Raw genomic sequence first — 15,761 nt, 5'->3', positions numbered from 1 at the left:
TATTATTGTCAACAAATTTAATTTTTTTTTCAAGATTCACAACACTATATTTTAACATTGTTAAAAATTAAATAATAATGACCTGAAATATTATTAAATTGATAATTTATGATTAAAATTTATTAAAAATTAAATGTTATGTGTGAAATAATGCAGTATTAAGAAATCGTTAATTCTTAAATTGCGATAAATTGCCTCCCGGAAAACGATTTTACTTTCCCTAAAAGTTCCAATTCTAAAATTATCGGTAAAATTTTGTGGGACGGAAGGTTAATTTCCTGAGCAAGATCGTCTAAAGAAATTTGAGGATTCTGTTTGATGAATTGATAAATAGTTTCTTGATTATCAGTTAATTGAATTACTGTTTCACTATAAGGGAAAAGCTCCGCAATTTTTTCTTTTGGATTATTGAAACCTAGCATACTTATCAGATCTTTGATGGTAGAAATGGCTGTCGCTTTGTTGTGCAAAATCAATTGATTACATCCTTGGCTCTGAACATCCGTTATTTTTCCGGGAAGGGCAAAGACATCTCTGTTATAATCATTGGCAAAAGCAGCAGTGCTTACAGATCCGCCTCCAAATCCGGTTTCTACAACAATGGTTGCTGGTGAAAGCCCTGCTACAATTCTATTTCTCTGAATAAAGTTTTCACGATCCGGCTTTCTTCTTGAATTAAATTCTGTGAGTAAACTCCCACCTTCCTGGAGAATTTTCTCCGACAGTTTTCTGTTTTTAGCAGGATATAAAAATTCGAAACCATGAGCAAGAACAGCAATGGTTGGTTTTTGATTTTGGATAGATTGTTCGTGAACTTCTTTATCAACTCCTAAAGCCAGGCCACTTACAGAAGCATATTGTGAAGATCGAGTAGCTTCAAAAAAGTCTCCTATAAACTGTTTTCCGTAAGAAGTCATATTTCGGGTTCCAACAATGCTTATTTTTTGAAGTGAATCGTTAATATTTCCTTTTTGGTAGAGGATAGAAGGAGCATCTATACATTCATTGAGAAGAGTAGGAACTTCATTAAGATGCCTTATTCTGATTCGGATATTGTTTTTTTCGCAGAACTTAAGTTCTTTTTCTGCAAACTTAAGATGGTTCTCATTTCCAATATCAGCAACTGTTTTTGAGCCAATTCCCTCTAGTCTTTTGTATTCTTTTTTTGCTTTGTTCCATGCATTTTCGGCACTTCCAAACGTTCTTACAAGTTTATGGAAATTGATGTCGCCAATCTGGCTGCTTTCGCGTAAAGCGATAGCATATAAATATTCCTCGGAGATCATGTGTGTTTTTTATCAAATGTAATGAAATAAGTTTTTATTTTCTTCTTAATTCATCCAAATGATCCCAAATATCATCTCTTTTTTTGTAGGGAAGTTCCATAAAGTCTTCCGGATGATTTTCCTTGTATTCTTGCCATAGTTTGTCATCCTTTTCACTATAGTAATTAGGATATTCCCAAATGAATTTTTTCTTTTTCTCCCCTACATTTTTAAAAGCAAATGCGATGATACTGCCAACAACGGCTCCGGAAAGGTGGGCCTGCCATGAAATTTTACTAGGCTCCTCCATATTATAGAACAGTTCCTCGGGAAGCATGCCCCATACTAAACTTCCGTAATATAAAACAACGAGTAATGAAATGGTCAGAAGTTTCATATTCCATTTAAAAACCCCGCTGAAGAAGAGAAAAAATGCTAATACATAGACTACACCACTGGCTCCAATGGTACAGGTGTACATATATTCACCGGTCATAATGTCAATAGGAGGAAGAAGCCATACCAAAAGACCTGTTGCTACCCATCCGATAAAGAAAACTTTATTAGCTACCAATGGATAGAATTGATATAACAGAAACATCAATGCGGCAATGGGAATAGAATTTCCTATAATATGGTCTGTATTTCCATGTAAAAGTGGAGAGGTAAGGATTCCCAGCAGTCCCTCAGGAACAAGGGGAATAATGGCTCCGAAGCAACTTCCAAAAAAGCCCTGCATTTGTAAAAAAAATCCGAACCACATTGCAGATAGCATCAGCAAAGGGTATAAAATCGCTCTTTTGGAAATTACATTTTTAAACATGGAGATTGTACGTCAAATCAAAAGCCAATGATAAATGTCGGAAAATTTGTCGATGAAACCATTTCTACTCCCTTGATTTTAAGACAAAAGGTATCAAATTTAGTTTTTGAACCCATTATTTTGGCATTGATTGCATTGAAGTATTTTGTTGTCAGCAGGTTGAACTCTAAAAAAGTATATTGTTTAAAGGAAAATTTGCCTTTAAAAAAAATATATTAATATTTTTGCATTGAAAATTATTTAGAGTAATGAAGAAGTTTTTATTGATTCTTTCCATATTTATTGGGATTGATGCAAGTGCACAAGAAGAATTAAAAAAAGATTCCGTTGTAGTAGACACAGTGAAATACTGGTCCGTGTTAGGGAAAAACACTGTAATGATTAATCAGGCAGCCTTTTCGAATTGGGTAGGAGGGGGAGCCAATAACGTAGGTTGGCTTGCCGGTATTAATTATAATATTACCTATGAAAAAGATAATGATCTTTGGGAAAATATTATTATTCTTGGTTACGGACAGAATGATACTAAAGGGTTAGGAATAAGAAAAACCCAGGATGTTATCAACGTTTCTACCAACTATGGGCGAAAGTTTTCCAAAAGCTGGTATTTCTCCTTAGGTGCAGGCTTGCAGTCTCAGTTTGCTCCGGGATATGAAGACGGAAATAATCCTGAAGCCAAAAAAATCTCAAACTTTATGGCTCCAGGCTATCTGAATGCCGGTATGGGTATCACGTACAGGCCGAATGATAACTTAACTGTAACATTACGTCCTACCAACGGCAGATGGACATTTGTACTGGATAAAGATCTTCAGCTTGCTGGAAATTACGGTTTGAAGAGTGATGGAGCTACTTCATTGCTACAATTCGGTTTTCTGGGAACTGCTATTTATAAGCTTAAGATTATGGAAGATATTTACTTAACAAATACAGCCTCGGTCTTTTCAAATTATCTTGATCGCCCTGACAGATTGGTGCTTGCTTATGGTGCTCTTCTGAATCTGAAGGTTAACAAGTATATCTCATCCAATATTTCACTAGATTTATTGTATGATCATAACCAGATTGAAAAAACACAGTTAAAACAAACGTTGGGAATTGGCTTTGCATATACGCTGGATAACGGGGTAAAACGTTCTGATCGTAAAGACAGCCAATGGTGGATTAAAAAATAAATTATTAATAATAATTCAATTTTAGAAGCGCTTCAGTAATGAGGTGCTTTTTTAGTTGTAAAGACTCAATATTTAAGTTACTTTAAGTTTGCTATGCTAGAAATGGTAATTTAAAGGTTTTATTTTCATTGTGTTATAATGATAGAGTTACCTGAATTCAATTCATTTTAATGTGAGTTTTATCTTGACGTAAATTATTATTTATACATTTGTATGAAATCGTTAATTATGAAAAAAGTTTTATTGATCGCTTCCGTTTCTTTTGGAGCTTTGACTATGGCCCAGGAAGCAAAAACCGATGTTCCTGTAACAGATACTGTTAAAGCCTGGTCTATTCAAGGACAAAACACTTTAATGCTTAATCAGGCTGCCTTCTCCAATTGGGTTGGGGGGGGAGCTAATAACGTAGGATGGCTTGCGGGTGTCAATTACAACCTTACCTACGAAAAAGGTAAAAATCTTTGGAAAAGCATTATTATTCTTGGCTACGGACAAAACAACACCCAGGGTACAGGGGTAAGAAAGACTCAGGATGTTATTAATTTATCTACAGACTATGGTAGAGAGTTTGCTAAGCACTGGTATGTTTCTGTAGGTACTGGTCTTCAGACTCAATTTGCTCCAGGTTATGAAGATGGTGATGATCCTGATGCAAATAAAATCTCAAACTTTATGGCACCAGGTTACGTGAGCCTTGGGGCAGGGGTTACCTACCGTCCTAATGATAATCTTACCGTGACATTACGGCCCGCGAATGCCAGATGGACTTTTGTTTTAGATAAAGATCTTCAAATGGCAGGAACATACGGACTTAAAAATGATGGTGATTCTTCTCTTTTCCAGTTCGGTTTCTTGGGAACAGCAATGTATAAGCTGAAAATTATGGAGAACATTACTTTGCTTAATACAGCTTCTGTATTTTCAAACTATCTGGATCATCCGGAAAGATTGGTTCTAGCATATAGTGGCGTTTTAAGTATGAAGATCAATAAATATATTTCTACAAATGTAACGTTGGATCTACTTTATGATCATAACCAGATATGGAAAACCCAGTTGAAACAGACATTGGGTGTAGGACTGGGGTATAATTTTGATTACGGAAAGAAACGTTCAGAAAATAAAGATGACTAAAACTGGTTGAAAAAATAATTTCAAAAGGATAAAACAATAAAAAAGCACTTCATTTTGAAGTGCTTTTTATGTATCAATATATATAAGATTAAAATTCTATATCTACTTCAAGTTTCTCAGCCAAAAGCTTTGAAATTTTTTCTTTTAGAGGCTCAATATCGATGTTTTGCATCGCATCATTAGCAAATGCATATAGAAGTAACGCCTGAGCTTCTTTTTTAGAGATTCCTCTAGCTCTTAGATAGAACAAGGCATCTTCATTAAGCTGGCCTACCGTACATCCGTGAGAACATTTTACATCATCTGCAAAAATCTCTAACTGAGGTTTAGTGTCAATACTTGCTCCTTCGCTTAGCAATACATTATTGTTCTGCTGGTAAGCATTGGTTTTTTGAGCGATTTTATCAACAAAAACTTTTCCATTGAAAACTCCGTGGGCATTGCCATCGAAGATTCCTTTATAGTTTTGGTAACTTTCACAGTTCGGGAAGTTGTGGTGAACCGCTGTATGGTGATCTACCAACTGATCTTTTCCGATAATGGTAATTCCATTCATGAATGAATTGATATTTGATCCATTCTGAATAAAATCAAGGTTGTTTCTTACCAGTTTTCCTCCGAAAGAGAATGTATTTACAGTGGTTAAGCTGTCTTTCTCCTGTCTTGCAAAGGTATTGTCTACAAGGTAAGAAGTATTGTTATCGTTCTGAAGCTTGTGCCAGTCTGCTTTTGCATTTGGATAAGTGAAAATCTCTGTTACAGAGTTGGTGAACACATAAGTGTCATCAAAATTGTGGTGGCTTTCAATAACCTCAACTTTAGCTCCTTCTTCTACGATTAATAAATTTCTTGTATTGTAGAATGTATTTTCATCCTGATTCTGAGAAATGTAGAAAACATGAATTGGTTTTTCAATCACTACATTTTTAGGAACTTTCAAAAAGAAACCATATTTGCAGTATGCAAGATTTAAGTTTGTGAAAGCTAAATCCTTAGAAGCAATTGTATTGAAATACTTTTCAAATACCTCTTTATGTTTGTCATCATTCAATGCGTAATTGAATGAAAGGAACTCTACATTTTCAATAGAAACTTTTGAAAGTTCTTTGTGTAGTTTACCGTTTACAAAAACAATCCAATCAAAATTTTCTTCACCAAGGTGCAATTCATCAAACTGCTCTTTAGTGATGTTGTGGTTTTCTTTCGGGAAGAAGTTGTAGCTTTTTTCCGTGATCTCCTTTAGATTGGTATATTTATATTCTTCGTCTTTTTTTGTCGGAAAACCAATACCTTCAAACTTCTGAAGAGCAGCTTTTCTATCGTCATCCAAAAATCTGTGACGAAGGCTCTCCAAAAACTCATTATGGTTTTCGATGATTTGTTCTTTTAAACTCATTGTTTATTTGAAATTTGAGATTTGAGATTTGAAATTATAGACGGTTAAATTTATTTCCATTATGCTCAATAGTTTTTAAGTACTTCATAAAGCCTGAAATCATTTTTGATAAATCCGTATAATCTTTTTTCAAATCATTAAATTCATTTTCGTTAATAAAACTTCTATCAAATGCTCTGATCAATTGAGATCTTACCTCGCCACATGATCCTTTTGACATAGATAGAAAATTAATAAACTCTTTATTTCCCTCCCTTTCAAAACCTTCTGCAATGTTATCCATGACAGAAGCCGATGATCGGTCGATTTGATTTTTAATATTTTGACTGCAATTTGAATTTTGTATTACTGAGATAAAAATTTTTTGGCACAATTCTCTGGATTTCTTCCATATGTCTAAATCTTCAAAATTGTTTATTGTTGCCATAATTTCAAATCTCAAATGTTCAATTTCAAATTAATTTAAAAGCCAGTCGTACCCTTTTTCTTCAAGCTCTAATGCTAAAGATTTATCACCTGTTTTGATGATTTTTCCGTTAGCTAAAACGTGAACGAAGTCAGGTTGAATATAGTTAAGCAATCTTTGATAGTGCGTAATCAAAAGAACTGCGTTTCCTTCATTTTTAAAAGCATTTACCCCGTCAGCAACAATTCTTAATGCATCGATATCTAATCCTGAATCTGTTTCATCAAGGATAGCCAATTTAGGGTTAAGCATCATCATTTGGAAGATTTCGTTTCTTTTCTTTTCACCTCCGGAGAATCCTTCGTTTAGTGATCTTGAAAGGAAATCTTTTTTGATTCCTAATTTTTCAGATTTTTCACGGATTAATGCAAGCATTTCTTTTGCAGGCATCTCTGCTAATCCGTTTGCTTTTCTTGTTTCGTTTAAAGCAGCTTTGATGAAGTTCGTTACAGAAACTCCCGGAATTTCCACTGGATACTGGAAAGATAGGAAGATTCCTTTGTGTGCTCTATCTTCAGGAGCATCTTCAATAATATCTTCTCCTTGAAAAATGATCTCTCCACCTGTCACTTCGTAATCCTCTTTTCCAGCGATTACAGAAGAAAGGGTAGACTTACCAGCTCCGTTTGGCCCCATGATAGCGTGAACTTCTCCCGGTTTTATTTCAAGGTTAATCCCTTTTAATATTTCTGCGCCATCTTCAATTTTGGCGTGAAGGTTTTTAATTTCTAACATTTTATTTGCTTAAACAAATTATTTTTGAATTCTATATACTAAACTTTCAGGTTGACCAGGAACATCATTAAGTATCCCGATTTTGATCATACCTGCCTTTTCTAAAACTTTAACAGAAGCTAAATTATTGGGACGAACAATGGCAAATATTTCTTCTTTATTGTCCTTATTAAGCCCAAAATCTATAGCTTTCTTTGTGAATTCTGTGGCAAATCCTTTCCCCCATGCCTGGGAAGCAAAACGATAGCCTAAATTCAATTTTTCTTCTTCTCCATAAAGTCTGTAGCTCAGTCCTCCAAAACCTATTACATTCTCAGGGCTGTTCTTTTCAGCAATTGCCCAGCTTCCAAAATGATAGGTTTCCCAATGATCAAGCATTCTGGTAAATGTACCTTCTGCTTTTTCAAAACTCATGGGTCCGCTTGGATTATGAATGTTGGTTTCAGGGTCATGATTAATTTCAAAGAAACTTTCAAAATCTTCTTTTACAGGTTTTCTTAAAATTAATCTTTCTGTAGCTATCATCTCTTTTTTATCCTACTGATCCTTCTAGTGAAATCTCAAGTAATTTCTGTGCTTCAATAGCAAACTCCATTGGAAGTTTATTTAAAACCTCCTTACTGAAACCGTTTACGATCAAAGCAATGGCTCTTTCAGTATCAATACCTCTTTGGTTACAGTAGAAAATCTGATCTTCTCCAATTTTTGAAGTGGTTGCTTCGTGCTCCAATTGAGCCGTAGGATCTTTGATTTCAATGTAAGGGAAAGTGTGTGCCCCACATTCGTTACCCATCAATAAAGAGTCACACTGAGAGAAGTTTCTTGCTCCTTTTGCAGAAGGCATTACTTTTACCTGTCCTCTGTATGAGTTTTGAGATTTCCCCGCAGAAATACCTTTTGAAATGATCGTTGACTTGGTATTTTTTCCAATGTGGATCATTTTTGTTCCTGTATCTGCATATTGGTGATTGTTCGTTACCGCGATAGAGTAGAACTCTCCAATTGAATTGTCACCTTTAAGAATACAAGATGGATATTTCCATGTTACTGCAGAACCCGTTTCAACCTGAGTCCATGAGATTTTTGCATTTCTTTCGCAAAGACCTCTTTTTGTTACAAAGTTGAATACCCCACCTTTTCCTTCTTCATTACCCGGGTACCAGTTCTGTACAGTTGAATATTTAATTTCAGCATTGTCCATAGCAATAAGTTCCACTACTGCTGCGTGAAGCTGGTTTTCGTCTCTTGATGGAGCTGTACAACCTTCAAGGTAAGAAACATAACTTCCTTCATCTGCAATCACAAGCGTTCTTTCAAACTGTCCTGTTCCTGCCTGGTTGATACGGAAATATGTTGAAAGTTCCATTGGGCATCTTACGCCTTTAGGGATATAACAGAAACTTCCGTCAGAGAATACTGCGGAGTTCAATGCTGCATAGAAGTTATCTCCTCTTGGAACAACTTTCCCAAGATATTTTCTTACTAAATCAGGGTGGTTTTTAATAGCTTCAGAGATAGAACAGAAAATAATTCCTTTTTCTGCCAATGTATCCTGGAAAGTAGTTTTCACAGAAACTGAATCTATTACGATATCTACAGCAACTCCTGAAAGTCTTTTTTGTTCCTCAATATTAATCCCTAGCTTTTCGAAAGTTTTTAATAATTCAGGATCTACCTGGTCAAGGCTTTCCAATTCAGGCTTAGCCTTTGGAGCTGCGTAGTAACGGATCGCTTGAAAATCCGGTTTTTCATATTTGATATTAGCCCAAGTAGGCTCTACCATTTTTAACCAGATTTTGAAAGATTCCAAACGCCATTCAGTCATCCATTCCGGCTCTTCTTTTTTAGCAGAGATGGCACGAACGATATCCTCATTTAAACCAATTGGGAAATCTTCATAATCAATTTTGGTTTCCCAACCGAATTCATATTTTTTATTTTCTAGATCGACTCTTAAATCGTCTTCAGTATATTTACTCATTATAATTTTTTAGATTTCAGATTTAGACCTCATATTTTTCTGATGTCTAGGATCTTATGTCTTTTCTCTAAAGACTAAATGATTCTCCACATCCACATGTTCTGGATGCGTTCGGATTGTTAAAAACAAATCCTTTTCCGTTCAATCCTCCTGAATATTCAAGAGTAGTTCCTGCTAAATAAAGGATGGATTTTTTATCGATAATAATCTTAATGTTATTATCTTCAAAAATCTGATCCGCGTCTGTTTTTTGGTTGTCAAACTTTAAAACATACTCTAAACCAGAGCATCCGCCGCTTTTTACCCCAACTCTTATATAATCTTCAGCAGGGTTAAAACCATCTTCCGTCATAAGTTGGATGGCTTTCTCCTTTGCATAGTCTGATACTTTTATCATTGTATTTATTTAGAATGATTTAATGACGCAAAAATACGAACTAATTTCCGCAATCTCAAATCGAAGATATCTATTTTAATGATTCTGATCTTCATAGACAATTTTTAGCCTAATGATTTATGTTAAAGTTATATAAATTTTCTTCTTTAAAGCAGGTGATTCAGCTTCTGACTTTAACCTTGAATCTTATTTTTTATCTATAAAGAAAATTAGTAATGAGACAAAAGCTGCTTGTTTTTTGTATGTTATTATCCGTGATGGTGTGTTATGGCCAAACCATAAGGTATGTTTATGCAACCTTGGTGAATCCGGATTCAATTAATCTGGTGAGCATGAAGAGTGAAAGAACTTTTCTTGATATTAAAGGAAGCCGTTCATTATTTATCAGCGAAAATAAATTAGTGAGGGACTCTCTTTTTGCTTCCTTTAAATCAGAAGTGAAAGAAAGTAATAAGAAAGATGAAAAAAGCTTTTCAAAACTGGAAGGAAAAAGACACTCTGAGCCTACTTTTTTTGAATATTTTATTACTAAGAATATTCCGGAACAGAAAGTATATTATTATGATAAGGTTGCTGGGAAACAAATTTATTATCAGGAAGACAGACCTATCAAATGGGAAACTTCTAATACTTTAGAAAAGCAAAACGGATATTCTGTTCAAAAAGCAGTGGCCCATTTTGGAGGGCGGATTTGGACAGCCTGGTTTACAAAAGATATTCCTGTTTCTGAAGGACCCTATAAATTTTCTGGACTACCAGGACTGATTGTGAAATTGGAAGATGATAAAGGAGATTATAAGTTTGATCTGGTTGAAAAAATAAATATTAATAATGCATTTGAAGAACCGATAAATACAGAGGCAAAACAAAGCACAAGGGTTAATTTCCATGGTGATAGGGCTGCTCTGGAGCTGGAATTTGGTAAAAACCGGAGAATAGTGGCTGGAAGTATTGAAAATAATGGAGACGGAAACACCAATGCACGTGGCGGAGGAAGACATGGTGGCGGAATGAATGGAGGTGGTATGAGAGGCGGAAATCACTCTGGTGGTGGAATGCACCGTGGTATGGGTGGAAATCAAGGTTTTCCTATGCAAGGAGCAACGATAGGAGATGCAACTTTTAAAAATAGCGGGATCAGTCAAAATCAGAACCCAATAGAATTGAATTAAACAAAAAATATAAATGAAAAAGTTAGGAATTATTGTTCTGGCACTCTTTATACAGCAGGTTTCTGCGCAAGCTAACCGATTTGTATATCAAGTAACAATGAAGCCAGATGCTGAAAATAAAGCAGATATTAAAACTGAAAATGCATATCTTGATATTTCTCAGGATAAATCGATTTTTTATTCTGAAAATAGGATTAAAAGAGATTCTATCATGCAGAAAGCTTTTCAAGGTGGTGGTGGAAGAGGAAATATCAACAGGGATCAGATGGAAGGTCTGAGATCCAATATCAATTATTCAGTAGAAAAAGATAAAACCAATCAAAAAACTTATTTTAAGGATAGAATAGGAAGGGATATTTATTCTTATGAAGAAGATAGACCTTTGAATTGGAAAATTTCTTCGGAAACAACAAAAATTGGGGAGTACAAGGTTCAGAAAGCTGAAACAGATTTTGGTGGAAGAAAATGGACTGCCTGGTTTACTACAGACCTGCCTTATCAGGATGGTCCCTATAAATTTGGAGGGCTTCCGGGGCTGATTGTAAAAGTGGAGGATGATAAAGGAGACTATTCTTTTGATTTGATGAAGAATTATAAGATTACAGAACTTCCTTCTTTAAATCAATTTGGAAATACTTTAAAAGTAAAAAGAAATGATTTTGTAAAGCAACAGCAAAAGTTTAAAACAGATCCAATGTCATTTATGACTCAGGGGAGCGGTGGAATGGCTACTACCATGAGAATTGGTGGCGGAGGAAGAGGACAAGGAGGTGGAAATCAGGATCCTGCTGAGATGAGGAAACGAATGGAAGAAAGGGTGAAAGAAGAGGCGAAAAAGAATAGCAATCCGATTGAGTTACAATAAATATATATACTTACTAAACCCAGCAGGTTCTAAAATCTGTTGGGTTTCAATATACAATAAGCGCCAGTGAATAGATTCACTGGCGCTTATTGTATAATGTAAGTTTATTAATTATTTTAAAAGTTGGTTGAAGGTGTCACCCTGTCTGATATCACCAGTGTTATATCCTTTCATAAACCATTCTTTACGCTGTGCAGATGACCCGTGGGTAAAGCTTTCCTGATTCACATATCCTTGTGATCTTTTTTGGATGTTATCATCACCTACAGCTTGTGCTGCGTCTATAGCAGATTGAATATCTCCCGGCTCCAGAATTTTTCTAGAGTCATCCGTACGTTTTGCCCAAACTCCGGCATAGAAATCTGCCTGTAATTCTGTAGCTACGGATACCTTGTTCATTTCTGCTTCGGAATATCTTCCACTTCTTCTCAAGGCATCTACTTTTTGGGTGGTTCCTAAAAGAGTTTGTACGTGATGTCCCATTTCATGAGCAAGAACATAGGCTACTGTAAATTCAGTTACTTTCGCTCCGAATCTCTGCTGAAGCTCACCGAAAAATTCCATGTCCATATAAATTTTCTGATCTGCAGGACAGTAAAAAGGTCCCATGGCAGATTGTGCCGTACCACATCCAGAATTGGTAGTGCTTTCAAAAAGTACAATTCTAGGTTCAGAAAAAGTCATCCCATTTTCTTTAAAGATTTGATCCCAGGTTAGGGTATTCCATCCGGACATCATATCAACCATCTCTCCGATCTGTTTTTCCTGTGCAGTAAGCTCTCTTTTTTCACCTGCATTTCCTGAAGACTGCATGCTTCCGGAATTTAAAATACCGGAAGGGTCACCTCCCAAAAAGAAAACAATGGCTGCTATAATTAAAGTTCCGAGTCCACCGCCTACAATCATTCCGCCACTTCCGCCTCCGGAGCCACGGCGATCATCAACGTTACCGCCTCTGTCGTCTGTCCATCTCATAAGAATATCTTTTTTTGTGTCGTAAATTTATAAAATTAAACCTTACAATAATTAAAATCTTATGATGAGAAGATTTTTATAAGGATAATTATCAAACTTTTGAATCAGATTTTTCTATTCTTCATTAAACTTTTCTCTGAGAACTTTTTTATAATATTCTTTATTATGTCCGTTGATGTGTTCAAGGTAATTGTACTTCTGTTGAAAATACTGTTTTTGACAACTTTGTGGCAGATATTGATTAGTACTGTCATCCTCAGTATGCTCAACAATAGGATATATTGGAATTTCTATTTGTAGCAGATTTTTATTTTTTGCTAAAATCTCAATGACATTATACAGCAACGAATTATTGCAATGATATTTTTTTATATCAGTTTCTATATATTTTTTGAAATAATAATTGATAGCTTCTTTTTTAAAGCTTGTTTCTTTTCGGTCAAGGGTAGAAAATACGGTATACAGCCAGTTATATTTGATATGATTTTTTAATCTTTTGGTTGAGATTTTATCTTCTGAGTAAACTACAATGTCAGGTAATTTAGTTTTCTTTAAGACATCCACAAGGAGTAGTTCTGAGATGTTTTTTAGTTCACCGATATTCTTCTTCTGACCTATTTGTTCATAAGTGTTTATTTTACCGAAAGTATCAACATTTAATGTTTCGTTCAGGTATTTATGGAGTGCAGTCTTATCTCCGGTATAAACAACTTTTTTATCCTTTTCTACAGTAATATTTAACTTTTCTGTTGGTTCCAGAAATAGATTAATATTTTGATTGAGATTATTAGGAATAGTAATGGAGATCGTATTCGTATCAATAAACTCTTTTTTATCCCGTTTATTAAGTGTTATTTCCTTTTAGCCGTTCTTTACCATGATTGGGATATCGCTATTATTGATAATGGTAAGCATCTGAGCTCTTACTGCTGAAAATAAAAATAAGAGGATGAAAAACATCCTCTTATGTATAAATGAATACTTCATATTTTAAAGTACAAAACTCATCAGTAATTAAATCCTGCTATTTATTTACAGTTTTTAATTCTCTTCCTGAATTTTTTATTTTTGGTTATTGTTTTCTGCCTTCAAATATAAATAAAATATGTAATGAAGGAGAAGCTTATTAAGCTTGTTCTTATCGGTTAAGCTGTTTGGTTTTCAGCCAATAAGAGGTAGATTGATAAGCCGAAATAGCATCATCTACCAGTTTCTGATCTGTGTTTTTCAACAGCTTTTCATCATAATATAATTTAAATTCCGGAGCAAGATCGCTTTTCTCAAGTTCCAGAGAGTATTGTTTTGCTTTTTTAACTGGAGAAATGATGGTTAAACGATTGTCTTTTACAAAACCAAGATCCTGATAAGTTGCAATATAAGCTTTAGGCTGGAATTCCGGTTTGAAGACATCCTGGCCTAAGAATTTAGATTGATAATTGAAATTCAGAAGTCCGAAAAGGGTAGGCATCAAATCAATCTGAGACATCAAAGTATCAAACTTCTGTGGCTGAATAAATCCTTCTGAAAAGATCATTGCAGGAATTCTGTACTTATCCATCGGAAGCTCTGTTTTTCCGGCACTGGATGCACAGTGGTCTGCAACGATAACAAATACTGTGTTTTTATACCAGTCCTGCTTTTTGGCCATATCAAAGAACAGTTTTAATGAATAGTCTGTATATTTTACACCGCCTTCACGGGATTTTGAAGTTCCCGGAATATCAATTCTTCCATCTGGATAGGTGAAAGGTCTGTGATTGGAAACCGTCATCCAATGGTTAAAGAATGGTTTTCCTGATTTTGCTTCTGCATTCATTACCTGAATAGCTTTTCTGGCCATATCTTCATCTGCAACACCCCAAACATTGGCAAAGGTAATTTCTTCCGGTTTAAAGTTATTTCTGTCTACAATATCATATCCGTTTCCACCGAAAAAGTCCTGCATATTATCAAAATAGCTATATCCACCATACAAGAATTTAACATCATATCCTTTTGATTTGAATATATTTCCTGTAGTGAATTTGTTTTTATTATCATTTCTTTTAATGATACTTTCTCCCGCAGTAGGTGGAATACAAAGTGTTAAAGCTTCCAATCCACGTACGGTTCTGTTTCCTGTTGCGTAAAGGTTAGTAAACATCAAAGATTTATCTGCAAGGCTATCCAGGAATGGCGTTATTTTTTGAGTATTTCCATAATGTTCAAGGAAATCTGCAGAAAGACTCTCAATAGAGATTAATACTACATTTTTCTTGAGTTCAGGTTGTTCTGCTATGATGTTTCTTGATAAAGTATGCTGTGGATACTGGCTTAAGAAATTTTTCTCTGCCTGCTTTTGGTCTAGCTGTGAATAAAACTGGAAATAGTCAAGTTCATTATGGGTGAAAGCCCAGTAAAATTTAGGAAGTCCGTTGGCTTCAATTTCATCGGCAAATACATTGTCAGATTTGATCTGCATTAATGATGGAAGAGTCAGTAAGCTGATGGCACACAGTACCACAAAGGAACCGAGTAAAATCAATTTTTGTTTGAAGTTAGGAAGCTCCAGCAATTCATCTTTAGTCTTTTTGTAGATAAACCAGGTAATGGTTACTGTAACAAGCATTATCCCAGAAAACAGAGGAATAACAGGATAACTTTCCATGATATTTCCAATGACTTCATTGGTATAGATTAAATAATCTACTGCAATAAAGTTATAGCGTACTCCAAATTCATTATAGAAGAAGTATTCACTTACTCCGTTGAAGATGATGAGCAAAACATATAGCAATAAGGTAATAAAATATAAAACATTACGTATTTTAATCCTTTGGGTAGGAAGGAAAAGCATCAAACCAAATAGGAATGTTTTTATTCCTACAAAAGAAAGAGCTACTTCCGTTACAGAGCCTCCGTATTGTTTGAAAATATTATTTGGAATAAGCCAGATATATAGGAAAAAGGCAACCAATGCACCAAAAATAATATATCCGTAAGGTTTTTTATATTTCGAGTCGGAAAGGAATAAAAAGTAGAGTGCAAGGATAGCACTGGCAAGGATAAAAACAAAAATATCGTTGATAAGACCTACAAACAGTACTTTTATGATCTCAAAAATTCCGAAACTGGCTGTTGTAATAGGATGGAAAAAGAATATTGTCCTTACGAGCAGGGAAATAATCAGATAAAAAACTCCTAAATATAGGAAAGGTTTTATTTTTTTTAGAAACATGGATTTATGGTCTATACGATTTTCACAAAGATAGTTGTTGTATATAAATTTTGGGTGAAAAAAAGCAAAACCTGATATTTATTAATAAGATTTTAAGAATTTTTAGGCTTAATTTAAACGCTTGTTTAATGAATTGTGTTGTAATCTTAAAATATTCAAA

Annotated in this window: 15 protein-coding genes; 4 read left to right on the top strand and 11 right to left on the bottom strand. The window is 34.7% G+C overall.

The window, feature by feature from the left end:
- Positions 1 to 176: 176 nt before the first annotated feature.
- Together dprA and BLS98_RS07580 are read right to left on the bottom strand one after the other, a co-directional pair.
- Positions 177 to 1,286, bottom strand: coding sequence for a DNA-processing protein DprA (gene dprA / locus BLS98_RS07585; RefSeq protein ID WP_089735161.1), 1,110 nt, complete (start codon positions 1,284 to 1,286; stop codon positions 177 to 179).
- Between the two features lie 34 nt (positions 1,287 to 1,320).
- On the bottom strand, positions 1,321 to 2,088 hold the full coding sequence (locus tag BLS98_RS07580; RefSeq protein ID WP_089735159.1) for a rhomboid family intramembrane serine protease: 768 nt from the start codon (positions 2,086 to 2,088) through the stop codon (positions 1,321 to 1,323).
- 248 nt (positions 2,089 to 2,336) lie between these two features.
- Here BLS98_RS07580 and BLS98_RS07575 point away from each other — a divergent pair, with 248 nt between their 5' ends.
- Together BLS98_RS07575 and BLS98_RS07570 are read left to right on the top strand one after the other, a co-directional pair.
- Positions 2,337 to 3,263 (top strand): DUF3078 domain-containing protein, encoded by a 927-nt coding sequence (locus tag BLS98_RS07575; protein WP_089735157.1) that lies wholly within the window; start codon positions 2,337 to 2,339, stop codon positions 3,261 to 3,263.
- Positions 3,264 to 3,491: 228 nt separating this feature from the next.
- Positions 3,492 to 4,397, top strand: a complete 906-nt coding sequence (locus BLS98_RS07570; RefSeq protein ID WP_089735156.1) for a DUF3078 domain-containing protein — start codon at positions 3,492 to 3,494, stop codon at positions 4,395 to 4,397.
- 88 nt (positions 4,398 to 4,485) lie between these two features.
- Here the strand turns inward: BLS98_RS07570 and sufD are convergent, their stop codons facing one another.
- From sufD to BLS98_RS07540, 6 genes are all read right to left on the bottom strand, one after another.
- Entirely contained in the window at positions 4,486 to 5,793 is a 1,308-nt protein-coding gene (sufD, locus tag BLS98_RS07565; RefSeq protein WP_045491835.1) for a Fe-S cluster assembly protein SufD, read from the bottom strand.
- Positions 5,794 to 5,827: 34 nt separating this feature from the next.
- Entirely contained in the window at positions 5,828 to 6,220 is a 393-nt protein-coding gene (locus BLS98_RS07560) for a four helix bundle protein (RefSeq protein WP_089735154.1), read from the bottom strand.
- Between the two features lie 30 nt (positions 6,221 to 6,250).
- Positions 6,251 to 6,994 carry a Fe-S cluster assembly ATPase SufC gene (gene sufC / locus BLS98_RS07555; protein ID WP_089735151.1) on the bottom strand — a complete coding sequence of 248 codons (744 nt, stop codon included), beginning with the start codon at positions 6,992 to 6,994 and terminating at the stop codon, positions 6,251 to 6,253.
- A gap of 18 nt (positions 6,995 to 7,012) precedes the next feature.
- The gene (locus BLS98_RS07550; RefSeq protein WP_089735149.1) at positions 7,013 to 7,519 is read right to left on the bottom strand and encodes a GNAT family N-acetyltransferase; all 507 of its coding nucleotides are present in this window, start codon (positions 7,517 to 7,519) and stop codon (positions 7,013 to 7,015) included.
- Positions 7,520 to 7,526: 7 nt separating this feature from the next.
- Complete coding sequence (gene sufB / locus BLS98_RS07545) at positions 7,527 to 8,975, bottom strand: Fe-S cluster assembly protein SufB (protein WP_089735148.1); 1,449 nt, start codon at positions 8,973 to 8,975, stop codon at positions 7,527 to 7,529.
- A 67-nt stretch (positions 8,976 to 9,042) separates the two neighbouring features.
- Positions 9,043 to 9,372: a HesB/IscA family protein gene (locus BLS98_RS07540; RefSeq protein WP_045491822.1), complete on the bottom strand. Its 330-nt coding sequence runs from the start codon at positions 9,370 to 9,372 to the stop codon at positions 9,043 to 9,045.
- Positions 9,373 to 9,587: 215 nt separating this feature from the next.
- Between BLS98_RS07540 and BLS98_RS07535 the strand changes: the two genes are divergently transcribed.
- Both BLS98_RS07535 and BLS98_RS07530 read left to right on the top strand, forming a co-directional pair.
- The gene (locus tag BLS98_RS07535; protein ID WP_089735146.1) at positions 9,588 to 10,544 is read left to right on the top strand and encodes a GLPGLI family protein; all 957 of its coding nucleotides are present in this window, start codon (positions 9,588 to 9,590) and stop codon (positions 10,542 to 10,544) included.
- Between the two features lie 13 nt (positions 10,545 to 10,557).
- Positions 10,558 to 11,409 carry a GLPGLI family protein gene (locus tag BLS98_RS07530; RefSeq protein ID WP_089735144.1) on the top strand — a complete coding sequence of 284 codons (852 nt, stop codon included), beginning with the start codon at positions 10,558 to 10,560 and terminating at the stop codon, positions 11,407 to 11,409.
- Between the two features lie 111 nt (positions 11,410 to 11,520).
- Here the strand turns inward: BLS98_RS07530 and ypfJ are convergent, their stop codons facing one another.
- The 3 genes from ypfJ to BLS98_RS07515 all read right to left on the bottom strand — a co-directional run bounded on the left by ypfJ (position 11,521) and on the right by BLS98_RS07515 (position 15,601).
- Positions 11,521 to 12,384: a KPN_02809 family neutral zinc metallopeptidase gene (gene ypfJ, locus BLS98_RS07525; RefSeq protein WP_089735142.1), complete on the bottom strand. Its 864-nt coding sequence runs from the start codon at positions 12,382 to 12,384 to the stop codon at positions 11,521 to 11,523.
- Positions 12,385 to 12,498: 114 nt separating this feature from the next.
- On the bottom strand, positions 12,499 to 12,948 hold the full coding sequence (locus BLS98_RS07520) for a hypothetical protein (RefSeq protein WP_089735140.1): 450 nt from the start codon (positions 12,946 to 12,948) through the stop codon (positions 12,499 to 12,501).
- Between the two features lie 574 nt (positions 12,949 to 13,522).
- Entirely contained in the window at positions 13,523 to 15,601 is a 2,079-nt protein-coding gene (locus BLS98_RS07515) for an LTA synthase family protein (protein WP_089735137.1), read from the bottom strand.
- Positions 15,602 to 15,761: the final 160 nt, after the last annotated feature.

This window comes from Chryseobacterium jejuense, from assembly GCF_900100075.1.
Lineage (GTDB): Bacteria > Bacteroidota > Bacteroidia > Flavobacteriales > Weeksellaceae > Chryseobacterium > Chryseobacterium jejuense.
This window is presented reverse-complemented; position numbering and strand designations above follow the sequence as displayed.

What these genes read in the sequence shown, in the direction of transcription:
- dprA (WP_089735161.1), bottom strand. Translation starts at nt 1,286, where the DNA reads ATGATCTCCGAGGAATATTTATATGCTATCGCTTTACGCGAAAGCAGC.
- BLS98_RS07580 (WP_089735159.1), bottom strand. Translation starts at nt 2,088, where the DNA reads ATGTTTAAAAATGTAATTTCCAAAAGAGCGATTTTATACCCTTTGCTG.
- BLS98_RS07575 (WP_089735157.1), top strand. Translation starts at nt 2,337, where the DNA reads ATGAAGAAGTTTTTATTGATTCTTTCCATATTTATTGGGATTGATGCA.
- BLS98_RS07570 (WP_089735156.1), top strand. Translation starts at nt 3,492, where the DNA reads ATGAAAAAAGTTTTATTGATCGCTTCCGTTTCTTTTGGAGCTTTGACT.
- sufD (WP_045491835.1), bottom strand. Translation starts at nt 5,793, where the DNA reads ATGAGTTTAAAAGAACAAATCATCGAAAACCATAATGAGTTTTTGGAG.
- BLS98_RS07560 (WP_089735154.1), bottom strand. Translation starts at nt 6,220, where the DNA reads ATGGCAACAATAAACAATTTTGAAGATTTAGACATATGGAAGAAATCC.
- sufC (WP_089735151.1), bottom strand. Translation starts at nt 6,994, where the DNA reads ATGTTAGAAATTAAAAACCTTCACGCCAAAATTGAAGATGGCGCAGAA.
- BLS98_RS07550 (WP_089735149.1), bottom strand. Translation starts at nt 7,519, where the DNA reads ATGATAGCTACAGAAAGATTAATTTTAAGAAAACCTGTAAAAGAAGAT.
- sufB (WP_089735148.1), bottom strand. Translation starts at nt 8,975, where the DNA reads ATGAGTAAATATACTGAAGACGATTTAAGAGTCGATCTAGAAAATAAA.
- BLS98_RS07540 (WP_045491822.1), bottom strand. Translation starts at nt 9,372, where the DNA reads ATGATAAAAGTATCAGACTATGCAAAGGAGAAAGCCATCCAACTTATG.
- BLS98_RS07535 (WP_089735146.1), top strand. Translation starts at nt 9,588, where the DNA reads ATGAGACAAAAGCTGCTTGTTTTTTGTATGTTATTATCCGTGATGGTG.
- BLS98_RS07530 (WP_089735144.1), top strand. Translation starts at nt 10,558, where the DNA reads ATGAAAAAGTTAGGAATTATTGTTCTGGCACTCTTTATACAGCAGGTT.
- ypfJ (WP_089735142.1), bottom strand. Translation starts at nt 12,384, where the DNA reads ATGAGATGGACAGACGACAGAGGCGGTAACGTTGATGATCGCCGTGGC.
- BLS98_RS07515 (WP_089735137.1), bottom strand. Translation starts at nt 15,601, where the DNA reads ATGTTTCTAAAAAAAATAAAACCTTTCCTATATTTAGGAGTTTTTTAT.